We start from the raw sequence: 19181 nt of genomic DNA, 5'->3' as shown, positions 1-19181 counted from the left end.
GCCAAAGTGCTGAAACACTTGCGGTCTAGACTCTCCCCGCAACGGCCTGTGCCACGGCGACCGTGGTCGAAACCGGGCAGTCCCAGCCAAACCCGAAGGGCATTCGGCGTTTTGATACGGATAGATTCAGTCACCAAGCGGTACCCGGACGGTACGGTCGCCGTCGACCGACTCTCCCTGGAGATACCGGATCGCTCGATCACCGTCTTCGTCGGCCCCTCGGGCTGCGGCAAGACCACGACCCTGCGGATGATCAACCGGATGATCGAGCCCAGCGAGGGCCGGATCCTCCTCGACGGTGCCGACATCCAGGCGCAGCCGGTCAACACCCTGCGCCGGTCGATGGGTTACGTCATCCAGAACGCCGGTCTCTTCCAGCACCGCACGATCATCGACAACATCGCCACGGTGCCCCGGCTGCTCGGCTGGAACAAGCAGAAGGCGCGCGCCCGCGCGGCCGAGCTGATGGACCGGGTGGGCCTGGACTCGGCGCTCGCCAAGCGCTACCCCTACCAGCTCTCCGGCGGCCAGCAGCAGCGCGTCGGCGTGGCCCGGGCGCTCGCCGCCGACCCGCCCGTGCTGCTGATGGACGAGCCGTTCTCCGCCGTGGACCCGGTGGTCCGCAAGGGCCTCCAGGACGAACTCCTGCGCATCCAGGACGAGTTGGGCAAGACCATCGTCTTCGTCACCCACGACATCGACGAGGCGATCAAACTCGGCACGATGGTCGCCGTGATGCGCACCGGCGGCCACCTCGCCCAGTACGCGCCGCCCGCCGAACTGCTCACCGACCCGGCCGACGCCTTCGTCGAGGACTTCCTCGGCGCCGACCGGGGCATCCGCCGGCTGTCCTTCTTCCCCTCCGCGGACCTCGCGCTGCAGAGCGCCCCGATCGTCCCGGTCGACGCCGACGCCACCAAGCTCGACGCCCGCACCGCGACGGACACCCCCTATCTCCTCGTGACGGACCTGGACGGCAGGCCCCTGGGCTGGGGCGAGCCGAGCGCCCTCACCGCCGGCTCGATCGACCCGGAGCGGCTGCTGCCGTACGGGCGGCCGTTCGTGCCCGGCAGGGACTCGCTGCGCGCCGCCCTCGACGGCTCCGTGCTCTCGCCGACCGGCTGGGCGGTGGCCGTGGACGGCGAGGGCCGCGCCGTCGGCGTCGTCTCCCAGCAGGTCATCGGCGCCGCGATCCGCACCGCCCACGCCGAGGGCCGCGACCACACGAAGGTCGGGGGATGAGCGGCTTCTTCGACATCCCCAGCGACCTCCAGAACACCTACTTCGGGCTGATCGGCCTCCATCTGCGCGAGGCCCTCCTCCCGGTGCTGGCCGGACTGCTGGTGTCCCTCCCGATCGCCCAGCTCTGTGTGCGCTTCCGCTGGCTGTACCCGCCGGTCCTGGGCGTGACCACGATCCTGTACGCCATCCCCTCCCTGGCCTTCTTCGTCGTCCTCATCGACTACACCGGCCAGACCGAGACGACGGTGATGATCCCGCTCGCGGTGTACAGCCTGGTGGTCCTGGTCCCGGCGATCGTGGACGGCGTCCGCTCGGTCCCGCCCGAGACCCTCGCCGCCGCCACCGCCATGGGCCTCGGCCCCGTACGCCGTTACTTCCAGGTGCAGTTGCCGATCGCCGTCCCCGCGATCATCGCGGGTCTGCGGGTGGCCACCGTCTCCAGCATCTCCCTGGTCAGCGTCGGCATGCTGATCGGCAACCAGGGCGCCCTCGGCAACCTGCTCAACGACGCCAACATCTACCACCGCCCCGAGCTGGCGGTGAACTCCGTGGTGACGACGGCCCTGCTGGCGATCCTGGCGGACGCCCTCCTCGTCCTCCTGCGCCGTGTGCTGACGCCCTGGATGCCGAAGGAGAGCACCCGGTGAACGTCCTCAACTTCATCCACGCCTTCTTCAGCGACAGTTCGCACTGGCACGGGTACGACGGCATCCCCGCCCGACTGTGGGAGCACGTCCAGTACTCGCTGGAGGCGCTCGCCTACGCGGCCGTCATCGGCCTGCCCGTCGGCCTGATCACCGGCCACTACGGGCGTGGCGGCAACACCCTCGCCCTGATCGCCACGGCCGGCCGGGCCCTGCCCAGCTTCGGCCTGCTGGTCCTGATGTTCATCTGGCTCGGCTTCGGCATGCTGCCGGTGATGATCCCGCTGGTGATCCTCGCCGTACCGCCGATCCTGGTCACGACGTACGAGGCGATGCGCTCGGTCGACCCGTCACCGGTGGACGCCGCGCGCGGCATGGGCATGCCGGAGGCACGCGTCCTCTTCCAGGTCGAACTCCCGGTCGCCCTCCCGCTGATCCTCAGCGGCCTGCGTTCGGCGGCCATCCAGATCGTCTCGACGGCGACGATCGCGGCGTACGTCAGCCTGGGCGGCCTGGGCCGCTACATCATCGACGGCCTCTACCAGAAGAACTACGAGAAGGTCGTGGGCGGCGCGACCCTGGTGGCGGCGATGGCCCTGGCCACGCTCGGGATCTTCTGGGCGGTGGCCAGACTGACGGTTTCTCCGGGAGTACGCAGGAGTTAGCGCCCCGAAAGGGGCGCGGGGCTGTATTGAACGTGCGGCTACCGCCGCGTGGGCGCGACCGGCCCCACGCGGCGGGCCCGCAGGTCCCCACCCACCGCACTACCCCTCGCGCCGCGCCAGCGCCAGTTCGAGAACAACAAGCAGCGCGTCCCGCACCGAACCCCGTTCACGCGCGTCGAAGACGACCAGCGGAGTCCCCTCGGCGACGTCCAGCGCCCACCGCACCTCGTCCAGCGTGTGCTCGACCTGCCCGTCGAACGCGTTGATGGCGATGGCGAACGGAATCCCGCGGTGCTCGAAGTAGTCGACCGCCGCATAGCAGTCGTCGAGCCGCCGCGTGTCCACGATCACCAGCCCGCCGAGCGCGCCTTCGACGATGTCGTCCCACATGAAGCCGAACCGTTCCTGCCCGGGCGTGCCGAACAGATACAGCTTGAGTGTCGGGTCGATGGTGATGCAGCCGAAGTCCATCGCCACGGTCGTGGTCGTCTTGCGCGGGGTGAGCGTCAGGTCGTCCACGCCCGCCGCGACCTCGGTGATCGACGCCTCGGTGGTCAGTGGTTCGATCTCCGAGATCGAGCCGACGGCGGTGGTCTTGCCCACGCCGAAACCGCCCGCGATGACCATCTTCACCGGCAGCGGCGGCCGGACGGCCGTACGCCCGGTCCCCCGGGTCAGCGAGTCAGTCGGTGTCACGGAGTACCCCTCGGGAGTCTGGGATGGCCCGCAGGCCGTCGATAACCCTGCGCAGGACGGACGAGTCGTGGGTGGCTTCGAAGTCGGGCACATGCACGGTCAGCTGCCCCGCCTCGCGCAGGTCTTCGGCGAGCACCCGGACCACGTTCAGGTGCAGCCGCAGCCGCGCCGCCAGTTCCGCGAGCGACTGCGGAATCCGGCACGCGGCGACGATGTCGTGCTGCTCGAAGGAGAGCCGGGCGAGCGCGTCGAGTCCGGCGGTGGTCGCCACCACCTGGGTCTCGACGGGCATCGCCGGTCCGGAGGCGCTGTCCGCCACCCGGCCGGCGGTGACCAGGAACGGCCGTACGGCGGGGGCGGGACCGACCGGGTCCGGGCCCGGGGGCGGGAAGCCGTCCGCCATGGCTGTGTCTTCCTCTCTCGACCGGCTCCGCCGGTCAGCGCGTCTGTGGGACGCCGACGCTGTTCTTCAGCTCCAGGACCAGCTGCGGGCTGAGCGCGGCACCGGCCCGGTTGGCGAACAGGGTCATCTCGTAGGCGATGTTGCCGAGCTTGGCCTCGTTGTCCGCGACCACGCCGAGCACGGCGCCGCTGCCGATCGCGGAGACGATGACATGGCCGCCCTCCAGGTCGATGATGACCTTGTTGAGGCCGCCCAGGCCGTAGTTGCCGGAGGCGCCGGCGGCCAGGCTGGTGATGCCGGAGACGATCGCGGCCAGCCGTTCGGAGTGCGCGCGCTCACGCAGCTCCGACACGGCGATCAGCAGACCGTCGGAGGACACGGCGATCGCGTCCACCACGCCGGCCGTCTCGGTCGCGAAGCGGTTCAGCAGCCAGGTGAAGTCGGCTGCGGCCGCCTGCAGGTCGGTCGGCGTGGCTGCGCCGCCCGTCGGGGTGTCACCTGTCGACGTGCTCACTGCTCGGCTCCTTCCGGAAGGTGGATCTGGTGGTGCGGCGGGTTGGTCTCGGGGTGCGGCGCGGGTCGCTCGTGGCTTGCGGTGTCGCTCTCGCGCCGGGCGCGTTCCACCGCCGCCTCGAACTCCTCCAGCGCGTCCCGCTCGGCGTCGGCGTCGCGGTTGCGCGGTGGCTGGGCGAGGGTCTGGGCGGCGCCGACGGTGGTGCGGAGGGTCGCGCCGCGTACCCGGCGGCGCAGCGGGCGCGCTCCGTCGGCGGAGTCGGCCGGGGGTTCGCCGGTGCGGGCGGCCGGGATCAGCGGGGTCGGCGCGGCCGGCGCCTCGGCGGCCGCATCGCGGCGCGGCACCCGGCGGGGGAGCGGGCCCTCGGGCTCGGCGGCGGCCGGGACCGACGCGGCGGCGGTCGGCCCGGTCGGTTCGGCCGGCGCCGTCGGTTCCACGGCGAGCGGGGTGCCGGAGGTGTCGGCCACCGCGCTCATCGTCAGCAACAGCCGGGAGGGCAGCGTCACTTCGGCGGTGACACCGCCGCCCGGGGTCCGGGTCAGCTCGACGCCGATCTCCCAGCGCCGGGCCAGCGCACCCACCACGAACAGACCGAGCACCTTGGTCGGCACCAGGTCGAGGCGCTCACGGCGGATCAGCCGGGCGTTCTCCTCGGCCAGCCGCTCGGCGCTCATGCCCAGGCCGTGGTCGGTGACAACGATGTGCGCGCCGTGGTCGCCGGTGCGGACGGTCACCTCGACCGGGCTGCCCTCCGGCGAGAAGGACACCGCGTTCTCCAGGAGTTCGGCCACCATCAGGGTGAGGTCGCCGATGATGTCCGGCTCGATCATGGCGTCCGTGCCGGCGTACAGCCGTACCCGCTGGTAGCCCTCGATCTGGCCGAGTGCGGCCCGGACCACGTTGGACAGCGGGGTGGGCCCGGAGGACAGCACCGTCTCGCGGATGCCGGCCAGCAGCATCAGGCTGTCGGCGTTGCGGCGCAGGCGGACGGCGATGTGGTCGATGGAGTAGAGGCGTTCGAGGAGGGCCGGGTCGGTCTCCGCGCGCTCCACCGCGTCGATGAAGGCGAGCTGGCGGGTGGTCAGGTTGCTGACCCGGCGGCCGACGTTGCCGAACATCTCGGCGGTGTTGCGGCGGCTGAGCACCTGGCGTTCGAGAAGGGCCGCGGCCGTGGTCTGCACCTGGTTGAACGCCTCGGCCAGGTCGCCGATCTCGTCGCGGGCGGTGACCGGCATGTCCCGCAGCCGGGGCGGGCTGTCGTCCTCGGTGTCGTCGTCGGCGACCCGGGCGAGTTCGCGCCCCGCCACCTCGGCGACCTCGTGCGCGACCCCGGTCAGGGCCTGTACCGGGCGGATCACCGAGCGGCGCACCAGCGCGGCGAGGGTGATCCACAGGACGAAGCCGAGCAGGGTGCCGTTCAGCAGGTAGATGGCGCGCCACTTGGCCGATTCGGCGCTGGCGTCGGCCCGGTCGGCGATCTGGCCGATGAGCGAGGCGGTGATGTTCAGCCGGGCGGTGGCCTGGTTGAGATAGTCCGGGTAGTCGGTCAGCGCGTCCCTGACCGCCTGCCGGATGTCCTCCTGGCTGCCCGCCTCCAGCCTGCTCGGGTCGATCTGCAGCTCGGCGTAGGACTCGGCGATCTTGCCCTGGGCCTTGGTGTGCTCGACGGAGGCCAGCTGGGCCGCCTGCCCCTCGGTGGCGAACCGGGTGAAGCGTGCGGCCTGGTGCTGGTACAGGTCGTAGGCGCCGACCGCGTTGGTGAACTCGATCAGCGCGTTGGTGTCCCCGGTGGTGGCCGCGAGCACGTTGGTCTCGAAGGCGCCGTGGGCGGCGTCGGCGCGCAGCAGCGAGTCCAGCAGGTTGCCGGTGAAGGTGGCGGCGAGGTCGGCGTTGCGGTCCAGACCGAGGCCGTCGATCAGGTCGTTGGCCGCGTTGCTGTACGCCGGGTCGATGTTGTCCGCCGGCAGGTACGACTGCTCGACGGACTCGCGCAGGCTGGACAGGCCCTCGACCTGCCGCAGGGCGTCCGACTCGGTGTCCGGCAGCCGGTCGCCGAAGGTGTCACGGACCGTCCGGAGCTGGTCGGCCACCGCTTTCTGGGCCGCGCGGTAGGGGGCCTGCGAGGGGGTGTCGTCCCCGGACTCGTACCGCGCGGAGAGCAGGATCGCCTGCTGGTGCTCCGCCTCGACCTTGTCCACGAGCCGCGCCACCTGGGTGCTGTCCCGGACCAGCTGTGCCGCGTCCTCCGCGCTGGTGGACTGCTGCACCAGATCGGTGAAGACATAGGCGAGCAGTACGGCGATGACGGCGAGCGGCACACCGACCAGCAGGTTCAGCTTGCGCCGGAAGGGCCAACGGTCGGCGAAACCCCGAATCCCACCCCGCGCCTGGGCGGGCCGGACGGGCGCGTCCACCTGGTTCGTGGACACCGGGCCTCCTTCATGAGGGTGTCTCGACTGTGGGGGGCGTCTTCACCCCGAGCTGTTGCGGAACGACACCGAGTAGCGGGCCCCGTGCACCGCTGTGACCGATGTCAACTGCGGTGAGACTACAGCGTTCTTGAAGCGCGATTCCGCTTGCTCTTTATCAAGAATCCGTTACAAAGAGACCGCTCTCCGTCCACAACTGGCCACGGATCGAAGCCAATCGGTGACCCGGAGATACTTGACTGACCGAGAACCGGCTGGATTGGATCGTGCGGAGTGGTTCCCAACAACCTCATGCGGTTCGCAACACCCCCACCCTTCTGCCCACAGCTCCCGGAACGGCAACCGTGACTTCCAACACCCTTCCCAGCAGGTCAATCCGGACATACCGAGGCGTGGCGGCGGTCGCGCTCGCCGCGACGACGGCCCTGCTGGCGGGCTGTTCCTCTTCCGACGACAGCAAGTCCGACCCGCTGTCCGACAGCAAGGCGAGCGGGGACACCGTCGTCGTCGGCTCCAACAACTTCGCCGAGAGCACCCTGATCGCCGACATCTACGGCGAAGCACTCAAGGCCAAGGGCATCAAGGTCACTTACAAGCCGAACATCGGCAGTCGTGAGACGACCTACGGTCTGCTCAAGAACGGCTCCATCTCGGTCCTGCCCGAGTACAACGGCGCCCTGCTCGCCTACCTCGACCCCAAGGCCACCCCGAAGACCGTCGAGGAGACCACCAAGGCCGTCGAGGCCAAGCTCGACTCCAAGCTGACGCTGCTCGACCCGGCGGAGGCGCAGGACAAGGACACGGTGACGCTCAACGCGGTCACGGCCGCCAAGTACAACCTCACCGAGAAGTCCTCCATAGCCGACCTCAAGAACATCGCCAAGGACCTGGTCATCGGCGCCTCGCCGGAGTTCCAGACCCGCCAGCAGGGCCTGGTCGGCCTGAAGTCCGTGTACGGCCTGGAGTTCAAGTCCTTCAAGGCGCTCGACGCGGGCGGCGCGCTCACCCAGGCCGCCCTGAAGAAGAACTCGGTGCAGGCCGGCGACATCTTCAGCACGGACCCGACCATCACCAAGGAGAAGTTCGTCGTCCTCCAGGACCCGGAGAACCTCTTCGGCTTCGAGAACGTCCAGCCCCTGGTCTACAAGAGCGCCCTGAACCAGACGGCCACCGACGCCCTCAACGCGGTCTCCGCCAAGCTCGACACGGCGACCCTGCTGGACCTGGACACCCAGGTGCAGTCGGACAACAAGGACCCGCTGGACGTGGCCCAGGCCTGGCTGAAGAAGGTCGGCCTCACCAGCTGACCCGAACCGGCGCCCGATCTCCCTTGGACAGCACCAGCGACGTACCGAGACAGCGGCCCGCGCGCTCCTGTGTCGTGCTCGACGGCAACGGCCTCGGCCTGCCCGGACTCGTCCGGCTGGCCGACGCCGTCGCCGATCCGGTCGTACCGCCCGAGGCGCTCGACCGGGTCGGCCGCGCCCACGAGACCGCCGAAGACCTCGCCGAACAAGGCCTTTGGTACGGCCGTGGCACCGGCGTGGGCGCCCACCGCTCGATCGCGGTCGACCCGTCGGACGCGGCCGGCCACACCCTGCGCCTGCTGCGCAGCCACGCCGGCGGCGCCGGCCCCGTGCTCCCGCCGCGCCGGGCCCGTGCCCTGCTGGCGGTCCGTGCGAACCAGCTCCTGGCCGCCGGCTCCGGCATCCACCCCTCCTTCGTCACCGCCCTGACCGAGGCCCTGCGTCTTGGCGTGTACCCCGCGATCAACGAGTACGGCGGCGTGGGCACCGGCGACCTGACCGCGCTCGCCCAGACCGGCCTGACCCTGATCGGCGAACGCCCCTGGCTGACGACGTCCCCCGACGCCGAACTGCCCGCCCCGGTCACCCTCCGCCCCGGCGACTCGCTCGCCCTCCTGAGCAGCAACGCCCTCGCGCTGGGCCGGGCCGCCCTGGCCTGTTACGACCTGGACGTGCTGTTGAGAGCCACACACGCGGTGGCCGCACTCTCCCTGGCCGCCGTCTCCGGCTCGCCGGAGGCCTACGCGCCCCAGGTGCACGCCCTGCGCCCCTACCCCGGCCCGGCCAGGGCGGCGGCGGAGATACGACGCCTCCTCGCGATACCCGACCACCCCCTCACCACCGGCCGCCGCGTCCAGGACCCCTACGCCTTCCGCGCCTTCCCCCAGGTCCACGGCGCGGCCCTGGAGGCCGCCGACACCCTCCGCCGGATCATCGAGACGGAGATCAACTGCCCCACGGAGAACCCCGTGCTGGCACCCGACGGCCGCGTCTACCACCACGGCGGCTTCTTCGTGACGCCGCTCGCCCTGGCCCTGGACGGCCTCGACCTCGCCCTTCTCCAGACCGCCCAGCTCTCCGCGGCCCGCCTCCAGGCCCTGGGCCGCGCCGACCTCACCGGCCTGCCCGGGTTCCTGGCCACCGGCCCGGCGAGCAGCTCCGGCACGATGATCCTGGAGTACACGGCCAACTCGGCCCTGGCGGAGGTCCGTTCGGCCGCGACCCCGGCCTCGGCCGGCCACACCGTCCTGTCCCACGGCCTGGAGGAGGCGGCGACCTTCGCAGGCCAGGCGGCGAAACAGGCGGAACGGGCGGCGGAGGCCTACGGGGTGGTCCTGGCATGCGAACTGGTGGTGGCGGTACGGGCGTTGCGGCTCGGGCCGATGGAGCCGACGGTGCCTGCTTTCAGGGTGGCGGCGGCAGCGTTGCCGGCGGGCACGGAGGACCGTGCGCTGACGGGGGACGTGACCACCGCGGTGGAACTGCTCCCGAAACTGGCCGACTTGTGAGACACGCGAGTCTCCCTGCCCAAGAGACACGGGTCTCCATCGACCGGTGAGGGCCGGTGCACTGCTCAGGTGACCGTCTCGGGTGCCTGCGCGAGCAGCCGCGCCCGGATCCGGGCCGCCGCGCCCACCGCGACGGCGTCCTCGCCCAGACGGGCCGGCAGTACCCGCACCGGCCTGCCACTGACCGGGGGTTCGGCCGCCAGAACGGCGAGCAGGGCCGGTTCCAGCGGTGCCCAGGAGCGGCTCACACCGCCGCCCACCACACACGTGGTGACGTCCAGCAGCCCCGCCACCAGCAGGATCGCGCGGGCGACGGCGGCCCCGGCCGCCTCGTACACGGCGACCGCGTCCGCGTCGCCTCGCCCCGCCGCCACCGCGAGCTCCCGGGCGGTCGCCGTACGCCCGGTCCGCTCGGCGTACCGCGCCGCCAGCGCCCGGCCGGACGCCAGCGTCTCCAGATGGCCCCGCCCACCGCAGGTGCAGGGCAGCCCGCCGAAGCCGGGCACATGCCCGATCTCGCCCGCCGCGCCCCACGGGCCGTCGTACAGCTCGCCGTCCAGCCACAGCGCCCCGCCCACCCCGGTGCCCAGCGTCATGCCGAGCACATGGGTCTCGCCCACGACCGCGCCCCGCGCCACCTCGCCGCGCAGGAAGGCGTTGACGTCGTTGTCGAGGGACGCCGGTACCCCGAGCGCCTCCTGGACCGCCGCGGTGACCTCGTAACCGGCCCAGTCCCGGAAGGAGTCGCTGGCCACCAGGATCCGCCCGGCCCGCGCGTCCACCACCCCGGCCGCCCCGACCCCGGCACCGAGCAGCCGTACCGGCGTGCGCTCCAGCAGCCGTCGTACGACGGTCAGGGCGGCGCCGACCATGGCGGTGCCGCCCTCGGCGGCCGGGGTCGGCAGCTGCGCCCGGTCCAGGACGGCGAGATCCGGCGTGCACAGGACGGCCTGGGTGGTCGTCCCGCCGATGTCGATCCCCGCGAACGCCTCGGGTGCGTCGCTCACGCGCCGGCCTCCTGTCCTCGTACGGCCGCCCGGCGGGCGCGTTGCAGCACCGGATCGGGTACCGGCACGGCGGCGAGCAGCCCGCGGGTGTACTCCGTCTCCGGGTGGCGCAGGGTCGTCGCGGTCGCCCCCTGTTCCAGCACCCGTCCGCCCCGCATGACCACCACCCGCGCGGCGAACTCCCGTACCACCGCGAGATCGTGCGAGACCAGCAGGCAGCCGAACCCCAGCTCGCGCTGCAGCTCGGCGATCACCTCCAGCACCGTGCGCTGGACACTCACGTCCAGTGCGCTCGTCGGCTCGTCCGCGACCAGCAGCCGGGGCGCCAGCACCAGCGCCCGGGCCAGGCTGACCCGTTGCCGCTGACCGCCGGAGAGCTCACGCGGTCCGCGTCCCGCCACCCGGCCGGGCAGCCGGACCAGATCGAGCGCCTCGGCGACCCGGGCGCGGCGCTCGGCCGCCGACAGGTCCCGGCGGTGCACCCGCAGCGGCTCGGCGACACACTCCGCGACGCTCATCCGGGCGTCCAGCGAGGCCACCGGGTCCTGGAGCACCACCCCGACCCCGGACAGCAGCCGCCGTCTGGCCCGGCCCCGGCTGCGCCGCAGATCGGCCCCGAACAGCGAGACCGCCCCGGCGTCGGGCGTGACCAGGCCCAGCGCCACCCGGGCCGCCGTCGACTTCCCGGACCCGGACTCGCCCACCAGCCCGACCGTCTCCCCGGCCCGGACCGTGAACGAGACCTTCTGGAGGGCGGACACGGCACCCCGGCCACGGCCGAAGCGGACGGAGACGTCCCGGAGCCGGACGACCGGTTCCCCCTCGGGCGCCACGACGTCCTCGGCGGCGGGTCCGTCGGCCGTCAGCCGGGGCACCGCCGCCAGCAGCCGCCGGGTGTACTCGTGGGCGGGACGCAGCAGCACCTCCTCCGCCGGCCCGGTCTCCACCACCTCGCCGCGCAGCATCACCGCGACCCGGTCGGCGAAGTCGGCGACCACACCCATGTTGTGGGTGACCAGCAGCACGCCGGTGCCCGCGTCGGCCGCCAGCTCCCGCAGCAGGTCCAGGATCTCGGCCTGCACGGTGACGTCGAGCGCGGTGGTCGGCTCGTCGGCGACCAGGAGACCGGGGGAGTTGGCGACGGCCATCGCGATGACGACCCGCTGCCGCTGTCCGCCCGAGAGCTGGAACGGAAAGGCCCTGGCCCGCCGCTCCGGCTCCGGAATGCCCACCCTGCGCAGCAGGGCGACGGCCTCGGCGGCGGCCTCGGCGCGCGACACCTCCCGGTGGTTGCGGACGACCTCCGCGATCTGGGCGCCGACCCGGGTGAGCGGGTCCAGCGCGGTGGCCGGTTCCTGGAACACCATCGACGCGGTACGGCCGCGCAGCCGCGTCAGTTCGGGCTCGCCCGCGCCGACGACGTCCGTGTCGCCGACCGTGATCCGGCCGGTCGTCACGGCGTTGCCGGGCAGCAGCCCCAACGCGGCCAGCGCCACGGTGGACTTGCCGGACCCGGACTCGCCGACCAGCGCGAGCGTCTCCCCGGGCCGCACCCGCAGCGACACCCCGCGAACGGCGGGCACCGGACCGGTGTCGGTCGCGAAGGTCACGGCCAGATCCCGGACGTCGAGGACGGCCCGGTCGTCGGGGACGGCCCGGTCGTCGGGGACGGCCCGGTCGTCGGGGGTCCGGGGAGTACCGGAGATGTCGGGGTTGTTCATCCGCGTCCCCTCACGTCGAAGGCGTCGCGCAGCCCGTCGCCGATCGCGTTGAACGCGCACACGACGAGGATGATCGCGAGGCCGGGCGGAACGATGAGCCACCAGCGTCCGGAGTAGGCCGCCGTCAGACCGGCGGACAGCATGCCGCCCCAGTCGGTGCGCGGCGGCTGCACCCCCAGGCCCAGATACGAGACGTAGGCGACGAGCAGGATCGCGTCCGCCACCTGGAAGGTCGCCGCGACCACGATCGTCGACACCGAGTTCGGCAGGACGTGCCGCAGGATCGCCCGGCCGTGGGTGCCGCCGATGGCGCGCAGCGTCAGGACGTAGTCACGGTTCTTCAGCGTCAGGGTCTCCGCCCGCACCAGCCGGGACGGCACCAGCCAGGAGACCAGACCCAGGATGAGGACCAGCCCGAGCGGACCGGGATCGCTGATCGCGGACACCACCAGCAGGATGAACAGGGCCGGGATGGCGATGCCCGCGTCGACCACGCGCATCATCACCGCGTCCACCCAGCCACCCGCGTAGCCGGCCACCGCGCCCCAGAGCGTGCCGATCACGGTCGCGAGGACGCCGGCCGCCAGGCCCACCAGCAGGGAGACCCGGCCGCCGTACATGAGCCGGCCGAGCTCGTCGTGGCCGACGGCGTCCGTGCCCAGCCAATGCGCCCCGCTCGGCGCGAGGTTGACCTGGGAGAGATCGGTGCGGGTCTGGTCCGTGGCGTGCAGCAGCGGGCCGGCGAAGCAGAACAGCAGGAACAGGACGACCACCACGACTCCGGCCACCGCCGTCCGGTTGCGGGCGAACCGCCGCACGGACAGCGGCCGTCGGCTCACCACCGGCACGGTCTCGGTCAGGGCGCTCATGCCCGGCCTCCCTTCACCCGGGGGTCGATGATCCGCTGGACGACGTCCGCCAGCAGGGTGCCCACGACGGTCGCGACGGAGATGACCAGGACACAGCCGAGCAGCACCGGATAGTCGGAGGACTGTGCCGCGCTCCAGAACAGCAGCCCCATCCCCGGGTAGTTGAAGAGCTGCTCGACGACCAGGGCACCGCCGAACAGCACCGGGACGTAGTAGCCGAGCATGGCGGTCACGGGGGTCAGGGAGTTGCGGAACACGTGCCGCCACAGGATCCTGCCGGGTGTCGAGCCGCCCGCCCGCGCGGTACGCACGTAGTCCTCGGAGAGGTTGTCCAGGGTCGCCGCCCGCATGTACCGGCTGAACACGGCGACCATCGACGCGGCACCCGTCACCACCGGCAGTACCAGGCCCGCCGGATCCGCGAACACCTGGGCCAGCGTGTCCCCTTGGGGCGCCTGGGAGGGGAACCAGGGCAGCCACTGCGTGAAGACAAGGACCAGGACGAGCCCGAGGAAGTACACGGGCGTCGCGTACGCCACGAAGCTCAGCGTGGTCAGGGCGTAGTCGACCGGCCGGTCCCGCCGCACCGCCTGCCACATGCCGACCGGCACCGCGACCAGCAGGCCGAGCAGCGCCGACAGCACGGTCAGTACGAGGGTCTTCGGCAGCCGCTGCTCGATCAGCCGGGAGACCGCCTCGTTGAGGGTGTACGAGGTGCCGAGGTCGCCGTGCAGCAGGGTGCGCAGGTAGTAGACGTACTGGACGGGCAGCGGCCGGTCCAGGCCCTGTTCGTGGTTGAACGAGGTGATCTGCTGGGCGGTGGCCTGCGGGCCGAGGATCCCGCGCGCGGGACCCCCGGGGAGCGCGTGCAGCAGACAGAACACCACGACCGTGACGATGAGGATCACCACCAGGGCCTGGAGCAGGCGCCGGGCGAGGAACAACGCGGTGTCCATGCTCAGCTGGTCCACTTCCACTGCGCGGGGTGGAAGTTGGCGAGCGGGTCCTGGGAGAAGCCGCCGAGGCCGTTGCGCATCACGGAGATCTGGTAGTCGGGCTCGGGCAGCCAGATCACCGGCAGGTCCTTGGCGAGGGACGCGCTGTACTCCTGGATCACCGCGTTCGAACTCGCCGTCGTGGACGCCGCGATGAGCTTGTCGACGGCCGTGTTGGAGTAGTTGCCGAAGTTGGAGCCGCCCTTGGACTGGAAGAGCGAGTCACCGGTCGGGAAGGCCGGGAAGTACCAGCTGCCCGCCGTGCCGAAGAACGACAGCTGCCATGCGCAGATCGACTGGCCCGCCGTGCACGGCGGGGTCTGTGACAGTACCGAGTTGACCGGCGCGGTCTTGATGCTGAACTTGATGCCGGTGTCGGCGAGCGAGGACTGGATCGCGCTCATCATGTTGTCGGTCACCGTCGACCCGGACTGCGACAGCACCTGCATCTCGAACTTCGTGCCCTTGGCGACCCCGGCCCCGCACCGGTCCGCCCCTGCCCCCGGGCCGGTGCACGTCATCACCCCGCCCTGTTCCGTCCAGCCATGGGCGGTCAGCAGGGACTTGGCCGCCGCGGTGGAGAACGGATACGGGTTGGCCCGCTGCGCCGCCGACACGAAGTCCGAGGACTGGGCCTGCGGGATCGGGCCGTAGCCGGGTACCGCGGTGCCGTTGAAGACGACCTTCGCGAGGGTCGTCTGGTCGATGGACCGCTGGATCGCCTGCCGTGCGTACAACTGCCTGAACACCGCGCCCATCGCCGGGTTGTTGAAGTTGTACGGCATGTAGGTGATCGCCCAGCCGGTCCACGGCTTCACCGAGTAGCCGCGCGCGGTGAAGCTGTCCTTCTGGTCGAGGTCGGTCGCCTCGATGTAGCCGTAGTCGACGCTGCCCGAGCGCAGGGCGTTCTTCTCCGCGTCGGTGGTGGTGAAGGGCAGCAGATTCACCGTGGTGATGGCCGGCTTCTCGCCGCCGTCGTACTTCTTGTTGGCGGTCAGGACCACCTTGCCGGCCGTCGAGAACGACTTCACGGCGTACGGGCCGCTGATCGTCTTCCACAAAGCGTTCGTCTGGTACCCGGCGATGTTCTTCGCCGCGTCGTTCAGGTAGGTCCACTCCTCCTTGGCGCTGCCGCCCTTGTCCCAGGCGTGCTTGGGCAGCGGGTTGATCGAGCTCAGCTCGTTCGCCAGCATCCACTGCGGGTTGTAGGCCTTGTCGAAGGTGATCGTGAAGCGGCGGCTGTCGACGGTCTTGAAGGACGTCCAGTTGTCCGGGGCCTTGCCGGGGTTGTAGCCCGCCCACTGCGCCTTGTTCGCCTTGATCAGGTCGTACCAGAACGCCACGTCGGCGGAGGTGATCGGCCTGCCGTCGCTCCAGTGCCGGTCGCCCAGGGTGATCGTCACGCTCTTGTGGTCCGCGGCGAACGTGGCGGCCGTGGCCACGGAACCCTTCTTGTTCCAGCCCATCGAGCCGGTCGAGCCGTCGTAGGCGATCAACGGCTCCCAGAGGGAGTTGGCGATCGAGATGTTGTTGGTGTTGAGGTGGGCCGCGGTGCCGATCGGCAGGATCCAGTTCGGTGTGAAGTTGGCGGGCAGCGCGTAGTCGATCGAGTCGTGGGACGCGGACGACGACGTACCGCTCGACCCGGAACACCCCGCGAGCAGCAGGGTGCTCGCGGAGAGAAGGGCGCCGGCGAGGAGCCCGGGGCGGAGGGGGGACATGGCTCACCTCGAAAAAAGAGGACCGGAGGAAGAGGGTGAGGGACAGTCAACGATTCGACTGGTCGAAGAAACAGGTGTGTTCCTGTAAAAAGCCTGTTTCTGCTGTTCTGGAGAAAGCCGACGGCCTTGCCGTGGGGCTTACGCTCGACGCCACCCGTCCCCGATGCCGGAAGAAACCCCGTCCATGACCGAAGAAAGTCGGCGGCGTCGCAAGCCATCCGCCGGTCACCCCGTGCTGGCCGAGCGCGTCCTCGACCTCCTGGCCTCCGGACAGGCCGCCTCGCGCACCGAACTGGCGGCCCTCCTGGGCGCGGCGCCCTCGACGGTCTCGTCGGCGGTCGGCCAGCTGATGGCCCATGGCCTGGTCGCCGAGGAAGGCACGGTGTCCTCGGCCGGCGGCCGGCCCCGCAAGACGCTGCGGCTCGGCGGCAGGGACGGCTTCGCCGTGGCCGCCGAACTCGGCGGCCGGCACGCCCATGTGGGGGTGATGCAGGCGGGCGGCGTGCTCACCGACGTCACCACCGTGCCGTTCGCGACCGCCGACGGACCCGAGGCCGCGCTGCCCGGCCTCGCCGCGACCCTGGAGGCACTCGCCGAACAGCACGGCCGGGAACTGCTGCGCGGTGTCGGCCTCTCGCTGCCCGGACCGGTCGACATCGTCTCCGGAGTCGTCACCCTGCCGTCCCGGATGCCCGGCTGGAACCGCTTTCCCGTGCGCACCTGGCTGGAGGACCGTTTCGGAGTGCCGGCGGCCATCGAGAACGACGCCAACTGTATGGCCGTCGGCGAACACGGGGCCCAGCCGCCCGAACGCCGGCAGTCCATCATGGTCAAGACCGGCACGGCGATCGGCGCCGGCGTCATCGCCGACGGCCGCCTCTACCGGGGCGGCACCGGCGCGGCCGGGGAGATCACGCACGTCCGGGTGGAGGCCGCCCACGACATCCCGTGCTCCTGCGGCAACACCGGCTGTCTGGAGACCGTCGCCTCCGGTGCGGCGCTGGTGCGGATCCTGCGCGAGCGCGGCCTGGCGGTGGCCTCCACCGAGGACGTCGTACGACTCGCCTCCGACGCCGACCCCGAGGCCACCCGGGCGGTCCGGCAGGCCGGGCGCTACCTCGGCATGGTGCTGGCCGCCAACGTCAACTTCTTCAACCCGGACGCCGTGTACCTCGGCGGCATCCTCTCCACGCTGGAACCGTTCGTCGCCGCCGTGCGCAGCCAGCTCTACGAGGGCTGCCATCCGCTGGTGACCGAGCATCTGGTGATCGAGCGGGCCAGCCTCGGCGCCGACGCCGGACTGGCCGGCGCGGGCCGGTTCGCCCTCCAACGCGCCCTGGCCCAGGCCCTGCACACGGCCACCGCCCACCACCACTGAGCCCCACCGTCACCGGCCGGCCCGCTCGGCCCCGTCCCGTTCCGGAGGAGCCATGTCCCCGTCCCACCCCGTCATCGCGATCGCCGGTCTCGGCATCGAGTCGTCCACCTTCTCCCCGGCCCGCACCGAGGCCCCCGCCTTCCACCCCCGGCGCGGCGCCGACGTCCTCACCGGCTACCCCTTCCTCGCGGAGGGCACCCCGCTGCGGGCCGCCGCCGACTGGCGCGGTGTCCTGGTCGGCAAGGCCCTGCCCGGTGGCACGGTGACGGCGGCCGCCTACCGTGCCCTGTCCGACGAACTCGTCGAGCGGCTCGCGGAGTTGGGTCCCGTCGACGGCCTCTGGTACGACATCCACGGTGCCATGACCGTCGAGGGCCTCGACGACGCCGAGGCCGAACTCCTGGCCCGTATCCGCGAGGTGACCGGCCCGGACACCCTGGTGTCGACCTCCATGGACCTGCACGGCAACGTCTCCCGCGGCCTTGTCCACCTGAGCGACCTGATCACCTGCTATCGCACGGCCCCGCACGAGGACACCCTGGAGACCAAAGAACGGGCCGCCCGCAACCTGCTCGGCCGGCTGGTGGACGGCGCGCCCCGGCCGGTCAAGGTGTGGATCCCGGTCCCGGTCCTGCTGGCCGGGGAACAGACCTCGACCCGGATCGAGCCCGCCAGGAGCGTGTACGCGGCGGTCGACGAGGTGGCGGCACGGCCCGGAGTCCTCGACGCGGCGGTCTGGGTCGGCTACGCGTGGGCCGACGAACCGCGCAACCGGGCCGCCGTCGTGGTCACCGGCCAGGACCGGGCGGCGGTGACGGCGGGCGCGGAACAACTGGCGCTCGGCTTCTGGAAGGCCCGCCACGACTTCGCGTTCGTCGCGCCGACCGGCACCCTCGACGACTGTCTCGACGATGCCCTGGCCGCCACGGCCCGCCCCTACTTCATCAGCGACACCGGCGACAACCCGACGGCGGGCGGCGCCGGCGACGTGACCTGGGGACTTCGGCAGGTGCTCGCCCGGCCGGAGTTCCGGGACGCGTTCGGCCCGCAGGTCGTCTACGCCTCGCTGCCCGGCCCCGCCGCCGTCGAGGCCGCCGTCCGGGCCGGCGTCGGCGCGACCGTCACCGTCACCGCCGGGGCCGAGGTCGACGACCGTCACTGCGGACCACTCACGCTGACCGGCGTGGTCCATGCGGTCCGGCACGGCGACCGGGACGCCGGTACCGAGGTCGTCCTCCGGGTCGGCGGTGTCCATGTGATCCTGACCCGGCTGCGCAAGCCGTACCACCACGAGCACGACTTCACCGACCTGGACCTGGATCCGCGGACCGTCGACATCGTGATCGTGAAGATCGGCTACCTGGAGCCCGAGCTGTACGCCATGGCCGCGGACTGGAAGATGGCCCTCACGCCGGGCGGCGTCGACCAGGACCTCGCCCGTCTCGGCCACCACCGGGTCCGCCGCCCCCTGTTCCCCTTCGACCCGGGGATGCCGGACCCGGACCTGCGGGCCCGGATCATCCCGGCGTCGAACGAACCGGCCACCGTGTCCGGGGCCGAGGAGTGAGGACCGCGCCGGTCAGAGGTCGAACTCGTGCGGCGGCAGGTCGAGGGTGAAGCAGGCCTCGCGGACCACGGCCTGCTCGGTCTTGTCGAAGTCGCCGTCCGCACCGCCGATCACGATGCCGATCTGGATGACGGCACGCGCCTCGGCCGGCTTCTTCTTCGCCTTGGCGACCTCCTGGAGAACGCTCACCTTGCCGAAGGCGAAGTCGGCGGTCAGCTTGTTCAGGTTCTCCTCGAAACGCCGGCGCAGGTCGTCCGCCGGGAAGTTCTGCAGCACCTCGTTGGTGGCGATGAGCTGGGCGACGCGCTGCCGCTCCGCCGGATCGATGGTGCCGTCGGCAGCCGCCACGAGCGCGCACATCGCCATGCTCGCATCGCGGAACGCACCGCTCTTCAAGTCGTTCTTCTTCGCCACGAGCTGGGTCTGCATCTGCGTCGCGGAGTCCTTGATGCGGTCCCACAGAGCCATGCGCACTCACTCCTCGGTCGGTATGTGCTTGCCAAGAGCCTTGCTTG

General features: G+C 71.5%; 17 protein-coding genes. 7 read left to right on the top strand and 10 right to left on the bottom strand.

From position 1 onward, the window contains the following. Window positions 1-111: 111 nt before the first annotated feature. Genes ACFWXC_RS17495 through ACFWXC_RS17485 form a run of 3 tightly spaced genes read left to right on the top strand, consistent with a single transcriptional unit; the run spans window position 112 to window position 2551 of the window. Window positions 112-1242 carry an ABC transporter ATP-binding protein gene (locus ACFWXC_RS17495; protein ID WP_384479552.1) on the top strand — a complete coding sequence of 377 codons (1131 nt, stop codon included), beginning with the start codon at window positions 112-114 and terminating at the stop codon, window positions 1240-1242. Beyond that, entirely contained in the window at window positions 1239-1889 is a 651-nt protein-coding gene (locus ACFWXC_RS17490) for an ABC transporter permease (protein WP_384479550.1), read from the top strand. The genes ACFWXC_RS17495 and ACFWXC_RS17490 overlap by 4 nt, the downstream gene beginning before the upstream one ends. Next, window positions 1886-2551 carry an ABC transporter permease gene (locus ACFWXC_RS17485; protein ID WP_384479548.1) on the top strand — a complete coding sequence of 222 codons (666 nt, stop codon included), beginning with the start codon at window positions 1886-1888 and terminating at the stop codon, window positions 2549-2551. The genes ACFWXC_RS17490 and ACFWXC_RS17485 overlap by 4 nt, the downstream gene beginning before the upstream one ends. 99 nt (window positions 2552-2650) lie before the next feature. On the opposite strand, the gene ACFWXC_RS17480 is transcribed toward ACFWXC_RS17485, so the two are convergent. The 4 genes from ACFWXC_RS17480 to ACFWXC_RS17465 are packed head-to-tail and all read right to left on the bottom strand — an operon-like array spanning window position 2651 to window position 6593. After that, window positions 2651-3247, bottom strand: a complete 597-nt coding sequence (locus tag ACFWXC_RS17480) for an ATP/GTP-binding protein (RefSeq protein WP_362566292.1) — start codon at window positions 3245-3247, stop codon at window positions 2651-2653. Next, entirely contained in the window at window positions 3234-3650 is a 417-nt protein-coding gene (locus tag ACFWXC_RS17475) for a DUF742 domain-containing protein (RefSeq protein WP_351710291.1), read from the bottom strand. The genes ACFWXC_RS17480 and ACFWXC_RS17475 overlap by 14 nt, the downstream gene beginning before the upstream one ends. 34 nt (window positions 3651-3684) lie before the next feature. Then, window positions 3685-4164 (bottom strand): roadblock/LC7 domain-containing protein, encoded by a 480-nt coding sequence (locus ACFWXC_RS17470; RefSeq protein WP_351325995.1) that lies wholly within the window; start codon window positions 4162-4164, stop codon window positions 3685-3687. Beyond that, the gene (locus ACFWXC_RS17465; RefSeq protein ID WP_384479545.1) at window positions 4161-6593 is read right to left on the bottom strand and encodes an ATP-binding protein; all 2433 of its coding nucleotides are present in this window, start codon (window positions 6591-6593) and stop codon (window positions 4161-4163) included. Before ACFWXC_RS17465 ends, ACFWXC_RS17470 begins: the two co-directional genes overlap by 4 nt. Before the next feature lie 344 nt (window positions 6594-6937). Between ACFWXC_RS17465 and ACFWXC_RS17460 the strand changes: the two genes are divergently transcribed. Together ACFWXC_RS17460 and ACFWXC_RS17455 are read left to right on the top strand one after the other, a co-directional pair. Next, window positions 6938-7900 carry an ABC transporter substrate-binding protein gene (locus ACFWXC_RS17460; protein WP_384479543.1) on the top strand — a complete coding sequence of 321 codons (963 nt, stop codon included), beginning with the start codon at window positions 6938-6940 and terminating at the stop codon, window positions 7898-7900. A gap of 23 nt (window positions 7901-7923) precedes the next feature. After that, window positions 7924-9408, top strand: coding sequence for an aromatic amino acid lyase (locus tag ACFWXC_RS17455; protein WP_384479541.1), 1485 nt, complete (start codon window positions 7924-7926; stop codon window positions 9406-9408). Between the two features lie 65 nt (window positions 9409-9473). On the opposite strand, the gene ACFWXC_RS17450 is transcribed toward ACFWXC_RS17455, so the two are convergent. From ACFWXC_RS17450 to ACFWXC_RS17430, 5 genes are read right to left on the bottom strand one after another with little or no spacing between them, the layout of a single operon-like run. Continuing rightward, the gene (locus tag ACFWXC_RS17450; RefSeq protein ID WP_384479539.1) at window positions 9474-10415 is read right to left on the bottom strand and encodes an ROK family protein; all 942 of its coding nucleotides are present in this window, start codon (window positions 10413-10415) and stop codon (window positions 9474-9476) included. Next, on the bottom strand, window positions 10412-12136 hold the full coding sequence (locus ACFWXC_RS17445) for a dipeptide ABC transporter ATP-binding protein (RefSeq protein ID WP_384479537.1): 1725 nt from the start codon (window positions 12134-12136) through the stop codon (window positions 10412-10414). Before ACFWXC_RS17445 ends, ACFWXC_RS17450 begins: the two co-directional genes overlap by 4 nt. Further along, window positions 12133-13005, bottom strand: coding sequence for an ABC transporter permease (locus tag ACFWXC_RS17440; protein ID WP_384479536.1), 873 nt, complete (start codon window positions 13003-13005; stop codon window positions 12133-12135). Before ACFWXC_RS17440 ends, ACFWXC_RS17445 begins: the two co-directional genes overlap by 4 nt. Further along, window positions 13002-13961, bottom strand: a complete 960-nt coding sequence (locus ACFWXC_RS17435; protein WP_384479534.1) for an ABC transporter permease — start codon at window positions 13959-13961, stop codon at window positions 13002-13004. Before ACFWXC_RS17435 ends, ACFWXC_RS17440 begins: the two co-directional genes overlap by 4 nt. A 2-nt stretch (window positions 13962-13963) precedes the next feature. After that, window positions 13964-15721, bottom strand: coding sequence for a peptide ABC transporter substrate-binding protein (locus tag ACFWXC_RS17430; protein WP_384479533.1), 1758 nt, complete (start codon window positions 15719-15721; stop codon window positions 13964-13966). Window positions 15722-15905: 184 nt separating this feature from the next. Between ACFWXC_RS17430 and ACFWXC_RS17425 the strand changes: the two genes are divergently transcribed. Continuing rightward, window positions 15906-17099 (top strand): ROK family protein, encoded by a 1194-nt coding sequence (locus tag ACFWXC_RS17425; RefSeq protein ID WP_384479531.1) that lies wholly within the window; start codon window positions 15906-15908, stop codon window positions 17097-17099. A 52-nt stretch (window positions 17100-17151) separates the two neighbouring features. After that, complete coding sequence (locus tag ACFWXC_RS17420) at window positions 17152-18666, top strand: M81 family metallopeptidase (RefSeq protein ID WP_384479529.1); 1515 nt, start codon at window positions 17152-17154, stop codon at window positions 18664-18666. A 12-nt stretch (window positions 18667-18678) separates the two neighbouring features. On the opposite strand, the gene ACFWXC_RS17415 is transcribed toward ACFWXC_RS17420, so the two are convergent. Beyond that, window positions 18679-19134: a TerB family tellurite resistance protein gene (locus tag ACFWXC_RS17415; protein WP_351729144.1), complete on the bottom strand. Its 456-nt coding sequence runs from the start codon at window positions 19132-19134 to the stop codon at window positions 18679-18681. Between the last annotated feature and the right edge of the window lie 47 nt (window positions 19135-19181).

The sequence above is a fragment of the Streptomyces sp. NPDC058683 genome, assembly GCF_042716195.1.
Taxonomy (GTDB): domain Bacteria; phylum Actinomycetota; class Actinomycetes; order Streptomycetales; family Streptomycetaceae; genus Streptomyces.
This window is presented reverse-complemented; position numbering and strand designations above follow the sequence as displayed.